The organism is Mesorhizobium qingshengii (assembly GCF_027563465.1).
Classification (GTDB): domain Bacteria; phylum Pseudomonadota; class Alphaproteobacteria; order Rhizobiales; family Rhizobiaceae; genus Mesorhizobium; species Mesorhizobium qingshengii_A.
Genome location: NZ_JAPFQA010000007.1, coordinates 20,575 through 40,447 on the forward strand (window position 1 = coordinate 20,575; position 19,873 = coordinate 40,447).

Here is a 19,873-nt window from a genome sequence, read left to right on the forward strand (position 1 = left end):
CCGCAGATGCGGCGCGACCCGATATGGATCCGGAAAAATCGCTGCTTGTCAGGCGAAGGCCCAGATGTCCTCGGCCTGGAAGCCGACCTGGTAGCCGGCGGTCTTCAACTTGACCACGACCTGGCCGATTTCGACCGCCGGCAGCGCGCCGACCTCGACCTTGATCATGCCGGGACGATAGCGCTTGAGGTCGAGCTGTTCGAAGACGATCCAGTCGGCGCCCTCGCAATCGACGAGGAAGGCGTCGATGCGGGTGATGCCGTTTCGGTCAAGAAGGGTCTGCAAGGTCTCGGATGGCACCTCGATATCCCTGAGATGCGGCGCGAACTTGTTGAAGTTGGCGTCGGCCTCGCCCCAGGCATTCTTGCCCGACATCAGATTGGTGTCGGTGACCGACGAGCAGCCTATGAACTCGATGGGCAGCGTACCCGCCTCGAGCGCGGCGGCATCGAAGGTATGGACGGTGATCGTCCCCTTCGTCTTGGTGACAGCCACCGGCTCGATGATAAACCGGCTCGTGTCGGGATAGTTGGCGCGCAGCCGTTTCTGATTGTAGGGGATTGGCTCGACCAGCATTGCGCGCGCGCCGGCAATCCGGTGCAGCCATGGCGTGACGTCGTCGAACAGCGCACCGTCGCAGGCCCCGACATTGACCATCTGGAACGGCCGTCCCGCCCCATTGAGGCGCGCCTTCAGCGCCGCCTTGGCCAAGAACTTTGTCCCGCGCAGCGACGGCCCACGATCGAGTATGCCCTCGGGAAGACCAAGCGACAGGGCGATGCGCGCCAGGCTGGATACGGAAATCATGACTTCTCTCCAGGAATGACGTGCAAAGCGGCGCGCTGCTGGCCACGGGCCACTGTTGCCCATAGTGCCATCAGCGGGGTCGCCAGCAGCAGGAAGGGCGGGATCAGATGCGGGAAATAGATGCGCGTGTCGTGGATCGGGAAGACGGCGAACTTCGCCAGCGCGCCGAGCACCAGCGCCGCAAACAGGATGCCGGCACGACAGTCGAGGCGGAAGCCGGCGCGGCCGGCCGCATACCAGCCGGCCAGTGCCAGAACCGACACGCCGACCCAGCTGTTGAGGCTGACGGCGCGCAGCAGCGATGTGGCAAACGCCCGGAGATAGGCCGTGACCGAGAATGGTGGCTCGAACCCGTCCATATTGTAGTGCTGTTCGATGCTGGAGAACCACAAATGCGGCCACCAGCCGGGGTGATGGGCCCAGTGCGAGATGGCGAAATAGGCGACGAAGGAAGCGGCAAAGCCGGCCAGCGCACCCCAAGCCTTCTGCCGGAACGCGACCAGCAGCACCGCGAAAATAGCGAGGAAAACAATGTTGTCCGGCCGCGCCATGAAGGCGAGGAAGAGCAAGATCGCGGTTGCGGCCTCGCGACCCCGGACATAGGCGTAGAGCCCGCCGAGAAACAGCGCCGAACACAACAGGTCAGGCGTCGAGGCACGCGCCGCATCGCCGAAATCGGCCATGATCAGCACAGCGCCGACCACCGGCGCCAACGCCAACGCCTTCTGTGAGCGCAGCCAGAGCAATGCGGTCGCGCCGAACAGCAGGACGGAGAACACGGAGACGAGCCGCATCGCTTCGACCGGCGACATCACCGAACTCATCGTCGACAGGATCTCGGCGTAGAGGAACTTGATCCGGTACATGCCAAGCAGCGAGTGGAAGTCGGCGGCATTGTCCGCCATGTGGCTGCGGAAACCGCCGCCATCGTCGGTCAGGGTCTTGTAGTCGCCTGCCGAAACACCTGATTTGACGGTGCTGTAGGCGTAGTCATGCAGCGCCTGCGCATCGGGATAGGTTCCCTCCTCGGCGACCGCGAGATAGGGCAGCATGTCCCAGTTGGCGTCGGGCATCGCCCATGCCGTAAACGCCGTCAAAAGGATATAGAGCGCGAAGGCCGCTGCGCCGATCGGCGCGGCCAGCCGCGCATAAGTCCCCTGGCCCCATGCCAGACCGGCCTCGGTGAGCCGGTCGAGCGGGTTTTTCGCGGTGGGAGACTTGGTCAGCATGGCCTTGCTCGGCGAACTTCGCTTTAACGGACTTGGCTTTTGACGAAATCCTTCACGATCGACACGATGCCGCGCGACAACAGGCTGTCGAGAGCATCGACGAAACGGTCGACATGCTCGCGCTGGCAGATCAGCGGCGGCTCGAGCCGGATGACGTTGCGGTTGTATTCGGTGAAGGCGACGAGCACGTCGTAATCGCGCAGCAGCAGCGCGCCGACAAAACCCGACAGGGAGCCCTTCAACTTGTCGTCGAGCACGCTGACGATCGGGCGCAGCACCATCGGCAAGGTCTGCGAGAAGTCATGGAACTCCAGGCCGACCATGAAACCCTTGCCGCGCACGTCCTTGATGATCTTGGGATATTTGTCCTTGAGCGCCTGCAGCCGCTGCAGCAGATAGTCGCCAGTGACGGCGGCGTTGTCGATCAGCCCCTCGTCATAGAGCACGTTGAGCGCCTCGATCGAGGTGACGCAGGCCTCGCCCATGCCTCCGAAAGTGGCCATGGCATGGATCATCGCCGTCTTCGGCGTGCCATAGGCCTTCATGTAGACCTCGCGCCGGGCGATCATCGCGCCGACCGCCGCCTTGCCGCCGCCAAGCGACTTGGCCAGCGCCGTCACATCGGGGATGACGCCGTAATGCTCAAAGGCATAGAAGCGGCCCGAGCGGCCATAGCCGCACTGCACTTCGTCGGCGACCCACAGCACGCCATACTGGTCGCACAGTGCGCGCAGCTTCTGCCAGTATTCGGCAGCCGCCTGGATGATGCCACCGCCGCCCTGGATGGTTTCGAGCACGATGACGCCGACCTCCGGGTCGGAGCGGAACAGGCGCTCGACCGCTTCGATGTCGGCAAAGGGAATGCGGACCGTGTTGTCCGCCATCCTGAAGTCGGCGCGATAGAGCTGGCCGTCGGTAATGCCCAGCACGCCCTTGGTCTTCCCGTGGAAGGAATTCTCGGCATAGACGACCTTCGGCCGCTTCGGGCCGGCGGCGCGCTCGGCGAGCTTCACCGCGGCTTCCATGGCTTCGGAGCCGGACGAACCGAGGAACACCATGTCGAGATCGCCCGGCGAGCATTTGGCAATGTTGTGCGCAAGTGCCGCCGCATATTGCGACATGAAGGCGATGGCGATTTCCTGCCGCTTCTCCTCCTGGAATTTCTTCCGCGCTTCCAGGATACGCGGATGGTTGTGGCCGAAGGCCAGCGAACCGAAACCGCCGAAGAAGTCGAGGATCTTGCGGCCATTCTGGTCGATGTAGAACATGCCTTCGGCGCGCTCGATCTTGATCTTGTGGAAGCCGAGCAGCTTCATGAAATGCAGCTGGCCAGGATTGAGATGCGCCTTGAACAGGTCGGTCATGCGCGCGACATCCATCGACTTGGCCTGCTCGACGCTGATCAGGTCGGGCTTGGCGATGGTGGCGGGCGACAGCGCCGGCGCGCTGACCATGGTGCGCGCATTCGTCTGCTCGGGCTTGGCCATGACGGTCATTTCAATCTCCTGTCTGCGCGCACGAGCAGGATCGTGCGCAACGAAACTGTTTGCGAGCCCGCTATTCGGCGGGCACATGTTGGGTGGCGACGGCGTGACCGGCCTTCTTGGCGCGGTACTCGCTGTAGGCGGCGATCAGCATGTCCTCGTCGCGATACTGCGGCACCCAGCCGAGCTGGCGTTCGGCCTTGGAGACGTCGAGCACGCACTCCTCGTCGGCGATCAGATATTGCTCCGGGTCCATGATCGGCATGTTCATGAGATCGAGCAGGTCGAGCGTGCGCTTGACCGCCCAGCCTGGCGTAGGCAGCAGGATCGACTTCGATCCGGCATGCCGGATCAGGTCGCCGAGCAATTTCTTCACCGGCGGCGGGTTGAGCGAGCCCAGATTGTAGGCCTCATCAGGCACACCGGCCTTCCAGGCGGCGCGCGCGGCCTCGGCGCAGTCGAACACCGAAATGAACTGATACGGGTTCCTGCCCGAACCGATCATCGGCACGGGCAGATTCCAGTCGATCAGCTTGAACAGTTTCTCGAGAATGCCGAGCCGGCCCGGGCCGATAATGAGGCGCGGGCGAAACAGCGAGATCGACATGCCGCGCTTGCGCCATTCGGCGGCCAGTTCCTCTGTCTTCTGCTTCGACCAGCCATACTCGCCAAGCGGCGCGACCGGGTGCTCTTCGGTCATCGGCTGGGTGACCGTATGGCCGTAGATCATGTCGGTCGTATAGTGGACGAGCTTGGGTGCGCCAGCCCTGTCCATGGCCAGCATGATGTGCTCGGTGCCGTGGAAGTTGACCGGAAAGAAGAAATCGTGCCGCTTGGCGCGCACCTGGATCGGCGACAGCATCTTGGCCGACAGATTGTGGACCATGTCGTCGGCCTTCAGCCCAACCGAGGCGACCGACGCCGGATCGGTCACGTCGCACTGGACGAAACGGACGTTGCGGTAGTGCGGCAGGTCGCTCTTGACGATGTCGGCGACGACAACCTCTTCTCCATCGGCCACAAGCTTCGGGGCAAGGTGGCGGCCGACGAAACCGTCGCCGCCGAAAATCACATGTCTCATCGAACGGTCTCGCTGTGAATCTTGTCGGACGAAAGGGAAGCCGTTTCCTCGTCATGCCCGCGGTCACTTTGCGCGATCAGCACCGTGCCAACGCAGATGCAGGCGATGCCGGCGATGCGCCAGCCATTGAGATCCTCGCGGAAGACGAAATAGGCGAAGATGGCGACGGCGACATAGGCAAGGCTGAGGAACGGATAGGCGAAGGAAAGCTCGACCTTGGACAGTACATAGAGGTGCGAGGCCATCGAGATGACGAAGGTGCACAGGCCAAGGAACACCCAGGGGCTGAAGACGATCTGCAACAGCTTGATGAGCGGGTTGACGCCCTCGAACGAGATCGGCCCGAGCGACATCATGCCTTGCTTCAGCATCAGCTGCGCGGCGGCATTGGTCATGACCGTAAAGAGAATGAAGACGATGTATTTCATGTTTTCCAAGCCACCCCTTCACGCTTCCTATTACAAACCCGCGAATATTTCGTGAAGTCAAAAGAATGTTTTGAATGAACCGCAGGATTGTCGTTACGCTAACCAAGATTATTTCAAATTCTAACTATTCCGCGGCTTCGACGGCACCACGCCGCGTGTCGAGCTTCTTTGCCGTCCGCGCCCAGAAGCTTGACATGAAAGCGGGATCGCGAAGCGCCTCCAGCCGTGGCCATTCGGGAAAGGACGAAGCGAAGATATCTGCGGGCATGCGCGCGTCCTTGTAAGGATTGACCGCGCCGCCGGCCTCGACCGTGATGCGGTCGAGTTCCCGCAGCAAGGCCAGCGTCGCCGCTCCCTTGTTGGGGAAATCAAGCGTCAGTGTGTACCCGGGACGCGGGAATGAAAGCAGCGCCGGCGAGCGGACGCTGCCGAAGCGTTTCAACACGGTGAGGAACGACCCCTGCCCGGCTCGCCTGGCGGCAGCGAGAAGCTCCGGCACGACGGTGCGCGCGGCCGCTTCCGGTATCACGCTCTGGTGCTGGAAAAGCCCTCTCGGCCCGTAAAGCCGGTTCCAGTCGCCCACGCCGTCAAGCGGAAAGAAGAAACTGTGGTAACCGACCTGTCGCGGCGCCGTCGACCGCCCCTTCTTCCAACGGTAGACGGCGTTGAATGCGGTCAGGAACGGTCGATTGAGCACATTGAACGGCGGCTGGACCGGTATCGAGAGATTGCCGCCGGCGCGCGAGGCGGCATGCGAGCCGTGCTCGGCATGATTGCCGGTGAACAGCAACCCGCGGCCGCTGTTGCGGCCGCCGGCAAGCTGGTCGATCCAGGCGACCGCGTATTCATTGGCCTGATCGGCGGCCTCGGCCAGGCCGAAGAACTCGCCAAGATCGCGAAACGGCGTCGCCTTCTCGACGATGTCGAGTGAGGGGACCCGCATCAACCGGATCGAGGCCGACAGGATGAGGCCGGTCAGTCCCATGCCGCCGATCGTCGCCCGAAACAGCCGTGGATTGTCCGTTGCCGAGCAGCGATGGCTTTTTCCGTCGGACCTGAGCAGCGTGAAGGTCTCGACGTGGCAGCCGAAGGTGCCGCGCCGATGATGGTTCTTGCCATGGACGTCATTGGCGATGGCGCCGCCGAGCGTGACGAATTGCGTGCCCGGAACAACCGCCGGGAAGAAGCCGTAAGGCGCGGCATGGGCGATGATGTCGGACAGGAGCACGCCGGAGTCCGCCTCGAGAAGACCCGTCTCGGCGTTGAAGGCCCGGATACGGTTCAACGGCCGCATGTCGACGACCGTGCCGGCCTCGTTCTGGCAGGAATCGCCGTAGGAGCGCCCATTGCCATAAGCCAGCAGCGACGCCGGCTTGGCCTGGCCTGCCCTCAGCAGCGCAATGCCATCCTCGGCGCCGATCGCCCGTGGCGCTGGCGGCGTGGCGAGGCCAAAACTCCGGAGCCGTTCGCCAGCCATGCCTACCAGCCCCCGATGACCAGCAGCACCGCGCCGATCAGCACGACGATCTGGCTGCGCCAGTCACGGATGATGAAGACGACCGGGTCGTCATGCATCTCGTCGCGGCGGGCGAGGATCCAGACGCGCATGGTGAGATAGAGCACGATCGGCGCCAGCGGCCAGATCAGCCACGGATGCGGATAAAGCTCGCGCACCGAAACACTGTCCATGTAGAGCGCCAGAACCAGCGCCGAGGAGAAGGCCGAGGCCATACCGGCCTGGGCGACGATCTCCTGGTCCTCGGTGCGATAGCCGCGGCCGGCAATGCGCTCGCCAGGCGGAATGGCGGTGGTGCGCAATTCGACAAAGCGCTTCACCAGCGCCAGCGACAGGAAGAAGAAGATTGAGAAGGCAAGCAGCCAGAACGAGACGTCGACGCCGGTCGCGGCCGCACCCGCCAGGACGCGGATCGTGTAGAGGCCGGCGAGCGTCAGCACGTCGACCAGCAGCATGCGCTTGAGCGACAGCGAATAGGCCGTGGTGACGACCATGTAGCCGCCGAGCACGGCCAGGAATTCCACCGGCAAGAGCAGCCCGGTGCCGATGCCGATCGCCAGAAGCACAACGATCGAGCCAAGGCCGAACGGGATCGACAGGGCGCCGCTCGCAAACGGCCTGTTGCGTTTGGTGACGTGCTTGCGGTCGAGCGCGAGGTCGAAGAAATCGTTGAGGATATAGATGGCCGACGCCACCGCGCTGAACGAGATGAACGCCAGCAGGCATTGCCAGATCATGTCGGAGTTGAAATATTCGTGCGAGAGCACCATCGGCACCGCGATCAGCGAGTTCTTCAACCACTGATGGACGCGCAGCATCTTGATGATGGTCCGCAATGTCGGCTTCGGCACCGGCATGGTCTCGGCGCCGTGTGTCGCTTGCCAGCGAGCGGCATGACGGTCTGGCGCCACGACGATCGCCGCGCGCGCGGCATCGAAGACCTGGAGGTCGTGGCGGCTGTTGCCGGCATAGTCGAACCCGCCGTCGCCATAGGCCGCGATCAGCGAGGCGCGCTTCTTGCCCGAAGTGAGATTGTCGAGACCGTCGGTTGCCAGCACCCGGTCGAAAATGCCGAGATGGGTAGCGATGGCGTCGGCGAACTTGCGTGGCGTGCCGGTCGCCAGCACGATCCTGCGGCCTTCGGCGTGCTCGGCGCGAATGCGCTCGAGCAGCGGCTCGCGATAGGGCAGCGACGCCGGATCGATGTCGATGCGTTGGGCGATCGCCTGCTTCAGCCGCGCCGGTCCGCTGGCGGCCCAGAAAGGCACGAGGAATATATAGAGCGGATTCTTCTTGAGAAGGATGAACAGTCCTTCCCACAACAGATCGGTCGCGATCAGCGTGCCGTCGAGATCGACCGCAAGCGGTATTGCGTTCCTGTCCGAGCGCGCATCCATGTCCGTCCTGCCCTGCCAGCGTATGATCCGGAAACCGGAATCTCGTTGCGCGCCGCGTTTCGGCGTCTTGAAAGCTGGTATAGCGAGGGATGGCGTAGCGAACGTTAAAACGCCCGGTTGCAGGCGGCTGCCGCGGCTGTTTTTCCGGCGTCATTGTTAAACAACCGCTACCGGAAACGATAAAAGGCCGAGCGAATGCCCGGCCTTTCCTGTCATACCATCGAGACTTACTTGATGCGGGCGACACCGCCCGAGATCTCGACCGTTTCAGAACCCGTCAGGGCTTCGAGGTCGCCGTTGGGCAAGGTGACGAAGCAGCCATTGGGGCAGAACTCGACGGTTTCACCAGCGGCCAGCGCAAGGTCGGTCTTGCTGCCGCCCTCCGTCACGACCAGCGTGCGGGTCTCGGCGTCCTTGTTGACCGCGCTCGCGGCATTGGCCGAGCCGATGGCAGCGACCAGGGCGACGGCAGCGACGAGAGACTTCCACATGTTGCAATATCGGTGTTCCCACCGCCTCTGTTGCATTTCGCAAGGCATTTTCGCCTTTGCATGGGAGCTTATATGAGATGGAAGCTGAACCGCAACTGAATGCCGCATTCATGCCGCAATCGGCTTTGGCTTCTCCAATGCCGGTCAAGGCGCGGCGGGACCGGCCTTCGCACCGCGCTATCCGCGCCGATGGCGAATGGCTGAAAAGGCAACAGGAAGCCTAGTCGGGATCGGGCTTGCGCACCTTGCGCCCCGTCTTCGCCAGTCGCTTCTTCTCCGCCTCGGCTTCGGCCTTCACCTGTTCCTGTTCGGCGAAGTCGGCCTCGATCTTGTCGTCGTCGATCGGCCAGGCCTTGGGCTTCTTGATCTCGACCACGGCGCGCGGCGTCGAGGGAATTTCGATGTGCTCCTCGTTGAATTTTTCAAGGACGGCGAAGCGGACGTCGTTCTGTACGATGTTGCCGTTCATCACATCGGCCAGGAAGACCCTGATCTCGAATTCGAGCGCGGCCGCGCCAAAATTGGAAAACAGCACGAAGGGTTCGGGGTTCTTCAGCACCAGCGGATGGTTGCGCGCGATCTCCAGCAGGATGGTATGGACCTGCTTGACGTCGCTGCCATAGGCGACGCCGACCTTGATGTCGATGCGGCCGAGCTTGTTGCGATGCGTCCAGTTGCCGACAGAATTGTTGATCAGGTTCGAATTGGGCAGGATCACCGACTGGCGCTGGAAGGTCTCGATCTCGGTCGCGCGCACGCTGATCTTCTTGACCGTGCCGCTGACATCGCCGGCCACGATCCAGTCACCGACCTTGAACGGCCGCTCGGCCAGCAGGATCAGGCCGGAGACGAAATTGGACACCACATTCTGCAGGCCAAAGCCGATACCGAGGGAAAGAGCACCGGCGACGAGCGCAAGACTGGACAGGTCGATGCCCGCCGCCGAGATGCCGACGAGCGCCGCAAGGGCAACGCCGGCATAGCCGACCGCCAGCCGGATCGAGTTGCGCACCCCGGTATCGACCTTGCCGCGCGCCATCACCGACCCGTCGAGCCAGCCCTGGAACCAGCGCGTGAGGAAATAGCCGATGATGAAGACGACGATGCCGGACAGGATGCCGGTGACCGAAATCGTCACCGACCCGATGTTGATCCCGGTTGCCAGCTTGTAGGCCCACGCCTGGATGTCGCCTGGCTGGAACCCCCACATCAGCAGGATCAGCGGCAGGAACACCAGCACGATCATCAGATTGATGGCGACGCTGACGACGAGGCCGAGCTGGTCGAGTGCCGTGTCCTCGTAGCTGGAATTGGCCGACAGCCAGCGCCCTACCGAGGTGTTGGCGAAAGCCCCCTCCTCGCCGATCGCCCGCGCCGACAGGAAGCCGATATAGGCCGTGATCAGGGCGGTGCCGGTGACCACGACCTGCAGCGACACGAACAGGGCGAGGCCAATATAGCCAAGCAAGGCCGTTATGATGGTGAACAGACCAAGCGCCAGCGACAGGTAACGCAGCCATGCCGGCCATGGCCGCCAGCTTCCGTCGTGTGCCTTGAACGGTCGCAGCATCGCCATCAGGATCAGGATGATCCCGACGATGATCGTGGCGACGAAACTGCGGGCAATGGTCAGCGACAGCGGCGAGCCCATCTTGTCGTTGATGACCGACAGGAAAGTGTTGACGCTGATGACCACGGCCATGGCGGTAGCCAGGCGAACCAGCCAGCGCGCCGGCCCCGTTTCGACCGGGATAAGACGCCAGTTTGGCAACCGCGGCGAAAGTGCCGCATTGGTCAGCCGGTTGACGCAGAACACCACCCCGATGACCGTCGCCAACGCATTGAGGAAGAGGCCAATGTCGCCGCGCAACACATTGTAATAATTGAAGAAGAAGATGGTCGAGCCAAGAAAGGCTCCGACTGCCAGCGTCGGCAGCAATGTCGACCAGAAGGCCACCGACAGGCGGCTGAGATAAGACGGGTCTTCGTTGGCGGGATCGGCTTCGAACACCCGCCCGAACAGGCGCCGGCCGCCGACCAGCAGCACCAGCGCCAACCCGAGTGCCACGAAGGTTGCCGCGAGGATGGCCTGGAACTTGAACTTGAAGGCGAAGCTCAGCCAGGACGACACCGCCTTGTAGAAATTGCCGAACTCATCGAGGGCATCCGAAAAGACCTGCGGGCTTAGCGCATCGGACAGCACGTAGCGCTTGGTGAGCAGATTGCGGAACAGCTCGCTGCGCATGTTGCCGATCTTGTCGATCAGCCCGCTGATGCGGATCGACAGGTTCTGCGCGGCGGCGACGACCGCGTTGATCTCGGCCTTTTCCGACGCCAGCGCCTGGCGTTCGCCCGTCACTATGTCGGGCTCCTGAGGCTGGCCCGCCGCCGGCGGCGGGCCCAGCACCTCGATGCGATTGTTGATGTCGGTGAGGCGCGAACGGAACGCCAGTGCACTCGTCAGTGCCGCCCGCGACAGATCCTCCAGTTGCAGACGGATATCCACGAGAGTGGCATCGTCATCACCGTCCTGCTGTATTTTCTTCTCGAGATCGTCGGTCTTGGCCGTCAGGCCCTGGATGACTTTCTGTTGATCGGTGATCAATCCGGCCGCGCCCTGGCCGAGCGCTTGCGCCATCGCGTCAAACGAAGGCGACGCCGAAACGACGAGCGTCAAAACCAAAATGAGGCGAAGCAATCTCAAAAGCATGATTTGTCGGCGACTCACGGGCGCAAAAAACAGTCTAAAAGCCTGTCCTTGATAAAGACGGCCATATCATGGGGCAAGCCGTCGCATCGGGTCGTTGCCAAAGGCGTCGGCCAGTCGAAAGGCGATGGCGCAATACTGGCTTTGCGGATGCGGCCTGCCCTATAGTCTGCCGCATCGCCCGAACCGGATGACAATGATGGCAGAGTACTCGGCCTTTTCGCTGCTCGCGAACGCGCTCAAGGGAAACAAGGACTGGAAGCCGGCCTGGCGCAAGCCGGATCCGAAGGCGTCCTACGATGTCATCATCATCGGTGGCGGCGGCCATGGGCTGGCGACCGCTTATTATCTCGCCAAGGAACACGGCATCACCAATGTCGCCGTGCTGGAAAAAGGCTGGCTCGGCTCCGGCAATGTTGGCCGCAACACGACCGCTGTGCGCTCGAACTATCTGCTGCCGGCCAACACCCGCTTCTACGAACACTCGATGAAGCTGTGGGAGAACCTGTCGCACGAGCTCAACTACAACGTCATGTTCTCGCAGCGCGGCTGCCTTAATCTCGCGCACACGCCCGCCCAGTTCGACGACTATGCAAGGCGCGGCAATGCCATGCGCCATCTCGGCGTCGACGCCGAGCTGATGACGCCAGCGCAGATCAAGCGTCTGATCCCGGCGCTCGATATCTCCGACAGCGCACGCTTCCCGGTGGTCGGCGGCCTGATGCAACGGCGCGCCGGCACCGCCCGCCACGATGCGGTGGCCTGGGGCTACGCGCGCGGCGCCGACCGTCGTGGCGTCGACATCATCGAAAATTGCGAGGTCACCGGCTTCCTGCGCGATGGCGACCGCGTCACCGGCGTGTCAACCTCGCGCGGCGACATCCGTGCCAAGAAAGTGGCCGTCGCGGTGGCTGGCAGCACCGGACGCGTCATGCAACTGGCCGGCATCGAGACGATGCCGATCGAGAGCCACGTGCTGCAGGCCTTCGTCACGGAATCGCTGAAGCCCTTCATCGACACCGTCGTGACGTTCGGCATGGGCCATTTCTACATGTCGCAGTCGGACAAGGGCGGCCTTGTCTATGGCGGCGACCTCGACGGCTACAACAGCTACGCCCAGCGCGGCAATCTGCCCATCGTCGACGAAGTGATGAGCGAGATGCTGGCGCTGTTCCCAGGCCTTGCCCGCGTGCGCATGCTGCGCTCATGGGGCGGCGTCTGCGACATGTCGATGGATGGCTCGCCGATCATCACCACCGGTCCCCTGCCCGGCATGTATCTCAACTGCGGCTGGTGCTATGGCGGCTTCAAGGCGACGCCGGCTTCCGGCTGGTGCTTTGCCTGGACCATCGCCAAGGATCAGCCGCACGACTTCAACGCCCCCTTCACGCTCGACCGCTTCCACCGCGGTCTGGTGATCGACGACAAGGGCCAGGGCGCGAATCCGCGGCTGCATTAGACCATGGTCCGGAACCGAAGACCCGCCCTAGCGAAAGTGGAAAACCGGCTTTCCGACCGGATGACGGTCAAACAAGAAGATAGAATTCAATGTTGATCACCTGTCCGTATTGCGGCCCTCGCGATGTCATCGAGTTCACCTATCAGGGTGACGGCAATCGCGAGCGCCCCGACCCCGCCTCGCAGAATTTCGAAGCGTGGAACGCCTATGTCTACGACCGGCTGAACCCGGCCGGCGACCACAACGAGATCTGGCAGCATTCCGGCGGTTGCCGCGCGCATCTGCGGGTCGTGCGCAACACACTCACGCATGAGATTTCCAGTGTCGCCTTCGTGCGCGGCGAGCACACCTCGACCCCGCGTCGCAAGGCCGAGGGCAAATCGTGAGCCCGCGCCGCACCGACACCGGCGGCCGCATCGACAGGCTGAAAACCATCCGCTTCACCTTTGACGGTGTGGCCTATACTGGCCATGCGGGCGACACGCTGGCATCGGCCCTGCTGGCCAAGGGCGTCACCCTTTTCGGGCGCTCGTTCAAATACCACCGCCCGCGCGGCCTGCTGACGGCGGGTGTCGAGGAACCCAACGCCCTGGTGACGGTGCTGAAGGGCGAGGTCCGCGAGCCCAACATCCCGGCGACCATGGTCGAGATCCATGACGGGTTGGTGGCCATCAGCCAGAACCGTTTTCCGTCGCTTGCCTGGGACATCAACGCCGTGAACCAGCTCGGCGGCAAGCTCCTGTCGGCCGGCTTCTACTACAAGACCTTCATGGGACCGGTGGTCGGCCCGCTCAAAGGCACACGCTTCTGGATGGTCTGCGAGCGTTTCATCCGCCGCGCCGCCGGTCTCGGCAGCGCCGGATCGGCGAAGGACCCGGCCCGCTACGAGCGCATGAATGCCTTTTGCGACGTGCTTGTGGTCGGTTCCGGCCCCGCCGGGCTGATGGCCGCCAAGGCCGCCGCCGATCAGGGCGCTCGCGTCATGCTGGCCGATCTCGAGCCGCGTTTCGGCGGCTCGGCCAACTGGTCGGGCGAGACGATCGATGGCGCGCCAGCCTCCGACTGGGCCCGGCGCACCGTCGCCCAGCTCGAAGGACGCGACAATGTCCGGCTTTTGCCGCGCACCACGGTCTGGGGCTATTACGACAACAACACGCTTGCCGCGCTCGAACGGGTCACCGACCACAAGGAGCAGCCCGGCAAGGGCGAGCCGCGCCATCGCTACTGGGCAATCCGCGCCAAGTCTGTTGTTTTGGCCACGGGCGCTTTCGAGCGGCCGCTGGTCTTCCCGGGCAATGACAGGCCGGGCGTGATGCTGGCGCATGCGGCGGAGCGTTATGCCAACGAGTTCGGCGTGCTGCCGGGCGAGCGGATCGCGCTGTTCACCAACAATGACAGCGCCTATCGGGTGGCCGTCGCCTTGAAGAAAGCGGGTGCGGCGGTCGTCGCCATCGCCGACGTCCGGCCGGAGCTTTCGGCCGAGATGCGCAAGCTGGCCGAGGAAGTCGACGCCGAGATCCTGGCCGGCCATGCCGTCGTCGCCACCGAGGGTGGCAGGGCGCTGTCCGGCCTCAAGCTGCAGCGCTTCGACATGGCCAATGGCACCCTCACCGGCGATGCGCGCAGCATCCACGCCGATTGCCTGCTGATGTCGGGCGGCTGGTCGCCGACAATCCACCTGGCCAGCCAGGCCGGCGCAAAGGCGCAATGGAATGCCGCGCGTCAGGCCTTCCTGCCGCCGAAGCCGACGCAGCAATGGCCGACACAGCAATGGATTGGCGCCGGCGCCTTCACCGGCAGCTTTTCGACGGCTGAGGCCATTGCCGAGGGCCGCGCCGCCGGCCTTGCCGCGGCTGGTGCAACGGGCACGCCGACTGCGTTGCCCACCGTCGAAGCCGTACCCGGAGATCCCGATCCGGCGCCGGTTTTCGAAATCAGGGCCAAGGGCAAGAGCTTTGTCGACTTCCAGCACGACGTGACGGCGGAGGATGTCCGGCTGGCGCATCGGGAAGGCTTCGTCTCGGTCGAGCATCTGAAGCGCTACACCACGCTAGGCATGGCGACCGACCAGGGCAAGAGTTCCAATATCCCCGGCCTTGCCATCATGGCCGAAGCGCTGGGCAAGCCGATCCCCGAGGTCGGCACGACGCGCTTCCGGCCACCTTTTGCACCGGTGTCGATCGGCTCGCTGGCGGCGGAGCGCTTCGGCGACCTGAAGCCCGAGCGGCTGACGCCGATGCATGACTGGCATGTCGCCAATGGCGCGACCATGTATTCCGCCGGCCTCTGGTATCGGCCGATGATCTATGGCGATGCCGGTGAGACGGTTGAGCAGGCCTATGTGCGCGAGGCCAAGGCGACGCGCGAAAGCGCCGGCATTGTCGACGTCTCGACATTGGGCAAGATTGCCGTACAGGGCCCCGATGCCGCTGCATTCCTCGACCGCGTCTACACCAACATGTTTTCGACACTCGCCGTCGGCAAGGCGCGCTACGGTTTGATGCTGCGCGAGGACGGCCTCGCCTTCGACGACGGCACCACCTGGCGGCTTGGCGAGCAGGATTTCCTGATGACCACCACCACTGCGAACGCCGGCAAGGTGATGCAGCATCTCGAGTATTTCCTCGACGTCATCTGGCCAGAGCTGAAAGTCCACGTCACCTCGGTGACCGACGAATGGGCGGGCGCCGCGATTGGCGGGCCGAAGGCCAGGCAGATCCTTGCCGCCTGTGTCACAAGCACGGCAGTCGACAACGCCACCTTGCCCTTCATGGGCATCGTGCGCGGCGAGATAGCTGATGTGCCGGTGATGATCTGCCGGCTCTCCTTCTCCGGCGAAATGGCGTTCGAGGTTTATTCCGGCGCCGGCCACGGCACCCATGTCTGGGAAGCACTGATCGAGGCCGGCAAGCCGTTCGGGCTGGTTACCTACGGGCTCGAGGCGCTGGGCACCATGCGCATCGAGAAGGGCCATGTCACCGGCGCCGAGATCGACGGCCGCACCACGGCGCGCGATCTGCATCTCGACTGGATGCTGTCGAAGAAGAAGCCGTTCATCGGTTCGGCGATGATGGACCGCGAGGGCCTGATCGCTTCTGACCGTCTGGAACTGGTCGGCCTGATCGCACTCGACAATCGGCCGCTCAACGGCGGCGCGCACATCGTCGAGGAGGTTGACGAGGCCAATCCGCACGGCTCCATCGGCCACATCACCGCTTGCTGCTATTCGCCGGCGCTGGGCAAGCATATCGCGCTCGCCCTGGTCAAGGGCGGCAAGGCGCGGCGCGGCACGCGCGCCCATGTCTCCGATCCCTTGCGCAACCGCTTCGGGCCGGTCGAGATCGTCTCCAACCACTTCTTCGATCCGGAAGGGACCCGCATGCATGGTTGAGCGCCAATCCCCCCTTGAGCCGGAGTTTCACGTCGGCTCGCACGGCAATTTCGAGCATGGGGTCGAGATCATCCTGACCGAGACGCGGCCAGGCTCGATTGTGCAACTTGCCGCCTGGCCGGGCGAGGAGAAGAAACTGATATCAGGCATTCGCACCGTCACCGGGCTTGCGCTGCCCGATGGCGCTGGCGGCGGCCTGAGCGACGGTGTGAAGTCGGTGTTCGGCTTCGCGCCGGGAAAATTCACTGTCGCCGACGAAGCCGAAGGACTGGCCGCGGCATTCGCCAGGGTGGTAACCCCGGCCATCGGCACGGTGACCGATCTTTCACATGGCCGCACCGCCATTCGCATTGCCGGGCCGAAGGCCGAATGGGTGCTGGCGAAGTTCTTCGCCATCGACTTCGCGCTGCCGGCCTTTCCGGTTGGCGCCGGCCGCTCGACCACCCATCACGACGTCTTCGCCCAGATCCAGCGCACCAGCGCCGACCAGTTCGACATCTATGTCTTTCGCTCGTTCGCCCGCTCGTTCTGGAAGGCGCTCTGCCATGCCAGCGAGGAAGTCGGCTATGAGGTGCAATAGAGCAATTCCAGGAAAAGTGTGAAACGGGCTTTCCCGGGAAAAGCGCACAGCGCTTTCCCTTGGGAATTGCGTCAAGACAAGGAGTTGGAGCAACTCACCGCTTCCCTGAAATGCTCTAACTGGCGCGGCCGGATGGTCGCGTCGCCTCTGCCTCTGGCATCAAGGCCAACCGGTTCTGCCGCTAGAGAATTCCGCCGCGGACGACCATGGTGGCAAAGCGTGGCCGTCTAGCCGGCCCAAGGGATAAATCCCGTCTCAGCGTCGGCACATTCGTTTGGTTCGAACATCTCCATGACTGCAGAAATATCCGCCGGCGCCACGGATCGCGCCGATGTGTCGGCCAGAGCCATGTTCCTGCTGCCGCTGACGGTTGCCTGCGGCGTCTTCATGACCAGCCTCGACCAGAATGTCGTGGTGACGGCGCTGCCCGGCATCGGCGAAAGTCTCGGCCGCCCGCCCAGCCAGCTCGGCCTCTTGATCACCGTCTATGTCGCCAGCCTGATCATCTCGATGCCGCTTGGCGGCTGGGCCGCCGACCGCTTCGGCCTGCGCAACGTCTACTGCTTCGCCTTGCTGGTGTTCGCCACCTCGTCGGCCCTGTGCGGGCTGTCCGACAACATCTGGATGCTGGTCGGCGCCCGCGCGCTGCAAGGCTTCGGCGGCGCGCTGATGGGCACGCTCGGCCAGGTCGTCATCCTGTCGACCTTTCCGCGCAGCCGCACGCTCAGGATCAACATGTACATCTCGCTGGCCGGCCAGTCCGGGCCATTGGTCGGCCCGCTCGTCGGCGGCGCGCTGACCACGTACATCTCCTGGCGCTGGATCTTCTTCATCAACGTGCCCTTCGCGCTGACTGCGGCTGTGCTTGCCGCCTCGCTGTTTCCGACGATGACCAAGCCCGTGCGCACGCCGTTCGATTTTCCGGGCTTCCTGCTGGTCGGAGGCGGCATGGTGCTGCTGGTCTTCGGCATGGACTCACTCGCCGCGAAGGACGCGGCTGGCGGCATGATCGCGGCTGAACTTGCGCTGGCGATCCTCATCCTGACGGCCGCCTCGTTCTACTGCTTGCGCGCCCGCAATCCCCTGCTCGACCTCAAGCTGCTGCGCATCCGCACCTTCCGCATCTCCTTCCTCACCGGCGGCGGGCTGGACACGATCGGCCTCAGCTCCGTCGTCTTCCTGCTGCCGCTGATGTTCCAGCTCGGCTTCGGCATGAGCGCGGTGCAGGCGGGATCGCTCACCTTCGTGGCGGCAGTCGGCTCGGTGATCATGCGTTTCTTCATGCCGCGCGTCCTCAACCGGTTCGGTTTTCGCCGCGTGCTGGTCTTCAACACGCCGATCGTCGCCGCCATGGTGGCCGGCTTCGCCTTGATGCAGGCGACCACACCGGTCTGGATCGTGCTTGCCTACATCTTCGTCTTCGGCGTCTTCCGCTCCGCGCAATGGGCCTCGACCGGCAACCTCGCCTATTCCGACATCGCTCCCGAGCAACTCGCCCGCTTCAGCGCGCTCTATTACATATTGTGGCAACTGGCGGTCGCGATAAGCGTCGGCCTCGCTGCCGCCGCACTGTCGTTCCTGGCCGGAGGCGGCCCGGCCGTGGCCAATGACTTCAGGATCCTGTTCGGGATCGAGGGTGTCATCACGCTGTGCGCGCTGCTCGCCTACCTCAAGCTGACACCGCAGGACGGCGCGCATGTCAGCGGCCATGGCGCGCAGATGAACACGGAGTAGAGCAGCCAGACTTGGTCCGTCAGGCCGGTGCTACTTCAAGCTGGCTACTCGCTGAACGACACCCACTCTTCCAGCGGCACGCGATCGGTGCGGAAGGCGTTTTCGGGCTTGGACGTGTCCTCATGGCCAAGCGCCATGCCGCAAACGACGATCTCCTCGTCGGGAATGTTGAGCACCGGCCTGATCTGCCGGTGATAGGGCGCGAATGCCGCTTGCGGGCACGTGTGCAGGCCCCTGCCCCGCGCCGCCACCATGATGTTCTGCAGGAACATGCCGTAGTCGATCCATGAGCCCTGGTTGAGCCGGCGGTCGATGGTGAAGATCATGCCGACCGGCGCGTCGAAGAAGACGAAGTTGCGGTCGTGCTGGGCGCGCATCTTGTCGACCTCCCTGCGGCCGATGCCGAGCGCGCCATAGAGGCCGAACCCGTTGGCGCGCCGGCGGGTCAGATAGGGCTCGAAGAACTGGGTGGGATAGTAGCGGTACTCGTCCCAGTCGGCCTTTTCGGCGCGAATGCCGGAATTGAGAATGGCGTCGGTGATCCGCTGCTTGGTCTCGCCCTTGGTGACATAGACCTTCCACGGCTGCATGTTGGTGCCCGATGGAGCCCGGGCCGCAACCGACAGAATGTTTCGGATGGTATCGTCATCGACCATGTCGGGCAGGAATGCCCGCACCGAGCGGCGCGACAGGATCGCTTCGTCGACGATCTCGGCATCACCCGCGATTCCGGGGTTATTCTCCAGCATGGGCCGTCCCTTACCCTTTGTCTCGATCGGACGTCCCCACTCGCCGCTCGCGGCCGAGCCTTTGCATGAACCATCAAAATCGTGCAAGCAAATCTTGAGCATCTGTGAAAATCTACTTGATTTTTTCATGAGCTTGATTTCTCATGAAATTTGACCGTTCTTTTTCATGAAGTGAGCGTTTTGCCTTCACCTACCGCGCGAACATTGCAGGGGCCTGACGAACGTGTGCTGGCCGGCGATATCAGGGCACTGCGCAAGGCGCGCGGGCTGACGCTTGCGGAGATCGGCCTGAAGCTCGGCCGTTCGGTCGGCTGGGTCAGCCAGGTCGAGCGTGGCCTCTCGGCGCCATCGCTCAGCGACCTCAGAGCCTTCGCCGAACTGTTCGGCGTGCCGGTCAGCCTGTTCTTCAGCCATGACGTGCCTGTCGAAAGCGAGCGCGGCGTGGTCGTGCGCGCCGGCAGCCGGCGCACGCTTGGCACAAGCGAATCCGGACTGGTGGAGGAGCTTCTGTCGCCCGATCTCGGCGGTAGCTTCGAGATGCTGCGTTCGGTCTTCGCACCGGGCGCGGAGCTGAAGATCGAGGCACGCCGGCCGACCGAGGAGGCCGGATACGTCGCGTCCGGAACGTTCGACATCGAAATTGCCGGCATCTGGCATCGGCTCGGCGAAGGCGACTCCTTTCGCTTCGAGGGCAAGCCTTTCCGCTGGCGCAATCCGGGTGCCGATCCGGCGGTTGTCATCTGGGTGGTTTCGCCGCCGGTTTATTGAATGCATGTCGCCCAAAAGCGCGCGGCGGTTTTGGCCAACGATATGCATCAAA

General features: G+C 63.6%; 17 protein-coding genes. 7 read left to right on the forward strand and 10 right to left on the reverse strand.

Annotation, left to right across the window (positions count from 1 at the left end):
• Positions 1 to 48: 48 nt before the first annotated feature.
• The 9 genes from OOJ09_RS17045 to OOJ09_RS17085 all read right to left on the reverse strand — a co-directional run bounded on the left by OOJ09_RS17045 (position 49) and on the right by OOJ09_RS17085 (position 10,939).
• Entirely contained in the window at positions 49 to 807 is a 759-nt protein-coding gene (locus OOJ09_RS17045; RefSeq protein WP_269906294.1) for an FkbM family methyltransferase, read from the reverse strand.
• Positions 804 to 2,036, reverse strand: a complete 1,233-nt coding sequence (locus OOJ09_RS17050; protein WP_269906295.1) for a hypothetical protein — start codon at positions 2,034 to 2,036, stop codon at positions 804 to 806. The genes OOJ09_RS17045 and OOJ09_RS17050 overlap by 4 nt, the downstream gene beginning before the upstream one ends.
• Positions 2,037 to 2,059: 23 nt before the next feature.
• Positions 2,060 to 3,490, reverse strand: a complete 1,431-nt coding sequence (locus OOJ09_RS17055) for an aspartate aminotransferase family protein (RefSeq protein ID WP_269906558.1) — start codon at positions 3,488 to 3,490, stop codon at positions 2,060 to 2,062.
• A 103-nt stretch (positions 3,491 to 3,593) separates the two neighbouring features.
• Positions 3,594 to 4,601, reverse strand: coding sequence for an NAD-dependent epimerase/dehydratase family protein (locus OOJ09_RS17060; RefSeq protein ID WP_269906296.1), 1,008 nt, complete (start codon positions 4,599 to 4,601; stop codon positions 3,594 to 3,596).
• The gene (locus OOJ09_RS17065) at positions 4,598 to 5,029 is read right to left on the reverse strand and encodes an EamA family transporter (protein WP_269906297.1); all 432 of its coding nucleotides are present in this window, start codon (positions 5,027 to 5,029) and stop codon (positions 4,598 to 4,600) included. The genes OOJ09_RS17060 and OOJ09_RS17065 overlap by 4 nt, the downstream gene beginning before the upstream one ends.
• A 124-nt stretch (positions 5,030 to 5,153) precedes the next feature.
• On the reverse strand, positions 5,154 to 6,506 hold the full coding sequence (locus tag OOJ09_RS17070) for an FAD-binding oxidoreductase (protein WP_269906298.1): 1,353 nt from the start codon (positions 6,504 to 6,506) through the stop codon (positions 5,154 to 5,156).
• A gap of 2 nt (positions 6,507 to 6,508) precedes the next feature.
• Entirely contained in the window at positions 6,509 to 7,942 is a 1,434-nt protein-coding gene (locus tag OOJ09_RS17075; RefSeq protein WP_269906299.1) for a UbiA family prenyltransferase, read from the reverse strand.
• Between the two features lie 227 nt (positions 7,943 to 8,169).
• The gene (locus OOJ09_RS17080; RefSeq protein WP_269906300.1) at positions 8,170 to 8,433 is read right to left on the reverse strand and encodes a hypothetical protein; all 264 of its coding nucleotides are present in this window, start codon (positions 8,431 to 8,433) and stop codon (positions 8,170 to 8,172) included.
• A 220-nt stretch (positions 8,434 to 8,653) separates the two neighbouring features.
• Positions 8,654 to 10,939 (reverse strand): mechanosensitive ion channel family protein, encoded by a 2,286-nt coding sequence (locus OOJ09_RS17085; RefSeq protein WP_269906301.1) that lies wholly within the window; start codon positions 10,937 to 10,939, stop codon positions 8,654 to 8,656.
• On the opposite strand from OOJ09_RS17085, the gene OOJ09_RS17090 reads away from it, so the two are divergent.
• The 6 genes from OOJ09_RS17090 to OOJ09_RS17115 all read left to right on the forward strand — a co-directional run bounded on the left by OOJ09_RS17090 (position 10,922) and on the right by OOJ09_RS17115 (position 18,304).
• On the forward strand, positions 10,922 to 11,308 hold the full coding sequence (locus OOJ09_RS17090) for a hypothetical protein (protein WP_269906302.1): 387 nt from the start codon (positions 10,922 to 10,924) through the stop codon (positions 11,306 to 11,308). The two genes, OOJ09_RS17085 and OOJ09_RS17090, sit on opposite strands and share 18 nt — an antisense overlap.
• A gap of 31 nt (positions 11,309 to 11,339) precedes the next feature.
• Positions 11,340 to 12,599 carry a sarcosine oxidase subunit beta gene (locus OOJ09_RS17095; protein WP_269906303.1) on the forward strand — a complete coding sequence of 420 codons (1,260 nt, stop codon included), beginning with the start codon at positions 11,340 to 11,342 and terminating at the stop codon, positions 12,597 to 12,599.
• Positions 12,600 to 12,688: 89 nt separating this feature from the next.
• Positions 12,689 to 12,985: a sarcosine oxidase subunit delta gene (locus OOJ09_RS17100; RefSeq protein ID WP_269906304.1), complete on the forward strand. Its 297-nt coding sequence runs from the start codon at positions 12,689 to 12,691 to the stop codon at positions 12,983 to 12,985.
• Positions 12,982 to 15,990: a sarcosine oxidase subunit alpha gene (locus OOJ09_RS17105; protein ID WP_269906305.1), complete on the forward strand. Its 3,009-nt coding sequence runs from the start codon at positions 12,982 to 12,984 to the stop codon at positions 15,988 to 15,990. The genes OOJ09_RS17100 and OOJ09_RS17105 overlap by 4 nt, the downstream gene beginning before the upstream one ends.
• Positions 15,983 to 16,570 (forward strand): sarcosine oxidase subunit gamma, encoded by a 588-nt coding sequence (locus OOJ09_RS17110; RefSeq protein WP_269906306.1) that lies wholly within the window; start codon positions 15,983 to 15,985, stop codon positions 16,568 to 16,570. The genes OOJ09_RS17105 and OOJ09_RS17110 overlap by 8 nt, the downstream gene beginning before the upstream one ends.
• 291 nt (positions 16,571 to 16,861) lie before the next feature.
• Positions 16,862 to 18,304, forward strand: coding sequence for an MFS transporter (locus OOJ09_RS17115; protein WP_269906307.1), 1,443 nt, complete (start codon positions 16,862 to 16,864; stop codon positions 18,302 to 18,304).
• A gap of 44 nt (positions 18,305 to 18,348) precedes the next feature.
• Here the strand turns inward: OOJ09_RS17115 and OOJ09_RS17120 are convergent, their stop codons facing one another.
• Entirely contained in the window at positions 18,349 to 19,053 is a 705-nt protein-coding gene (locus OOJ09_RS17120) for a nitroreductase (protein ID WP_269906308.1), read from the reverse strand.
• 171 nt (positions 19,054 to 19,224) lie between these two features.
• Here OOJ09_RS17120 and OOJ09_RS17125 point away from each other — a divergent pair, with 171 nt between their 5' ends.
• A complete protein-coding gene (locus tag OOJ09_RS17125; protein WP_269906559.1) occupies positions 19,225 to 19,821 on the forward strand; it encodes a helix-turn-helix domain-containing protein in 597 nt (198 codons plus the stop codon).
• Positions 19,822 to 19,873 lie beyond the last annotated feature (52 nt).

Bases quoted from the DNA above. Each gene is read 5' to 3' on its own strand.
- OOJ09_RS17045 (WP_269906294.1), bottom strand. From the start codon at position 807: ATGATTTCCGTATCCAGCCTGGCGCGCATCGCCCTGTCGCTTGGTCTT.
- OOJ09_RS17050 (WP_269906295.1), bottom strand. From the start codon at position 2,036: ATGCTGACCAAGTCTCCCACCGCGAAAAACCCGCTCGACCGGCTCACC.
- OOJ09_RS17055 (WP_269906558.1), bottom strand. From the start codon at position 3,490: ATGGTCAGCGCGCCGGCGCTGTCGCCCGCCACCATCGCCAAGCCCGAC.
- OOJ09_RS17060 (WP_269906296.1), bottom strand. From the start codon at position 4,601: ATGAGACATGTGATTTTCGGCGGCGACGGTTTCGTCGGCCGCCACCTT.
- OOJ09_RS17065 (WP_269906297.1), bottom strand. From the start codon at position 5,029: ATGAAATACATCGTCTTCATTCTCTTTACGGTCATGACCAATGCCGCC.
- OOJ09_RS17070 (WP_269906298.1), bottom strand. From the start codon at position 6,506: ATGGCTGGCGAACGGCTCCGGAGTTTTGGCCTCGCCACGCCGCCAGCG.
- OOJ09_RS17075 (WP_269906299.1), bottom strand. From the start codon at position 7,942: ATGGATGCGCGCTCGGACAGGAACGCAATACCGCTTGCGGTCGATCTC.
- OOJ09_RS17080 (WP_269906300.1), bottom strand. From the start codon at position 8,433: ATGTGGAAGTCTCTCGTCGCTGCCGTCGCCCTGGTCGCTGCCATCGGC.
- OOJ09_RS17095 (WP_269906303.1), top strand. From the start codon at position 11,340: ATGGCAGAGTACTCGGCCTTTTCGCTGCTCGCGAACGCGCTCAAGGGA.
- OOJ09_RS17100 (WP_269906304.1), top strand. From the start codon at position 12,689: ATGTTGATCACCTGTCCGTATTGCGGCCCTCGCGATGTCATCGAGTTC.
- OOJ09_RS17110 (WP_269906306.1), top strand. From the start codon at position 15,983: ATGGTTGAGCGCCAATCCCCCCTTGAGCCGGAGTTTCACGTCGGCTCG.
- OOJ09_RS17115 (WP_269906307.1), top strand. From the start codon at position 16,862: ATGACTGCAGAAATATCCGCCGGCGCCACGGATCGCGCCGATGTGTCG.
- OOJ09_RS17120 (WP_269906308.1), bottom strand. From the start codon at position 19,053: ATGCTGGAGAATAACCCCGGAATCGCGGGTGATGCCGAGATCGTCGAC.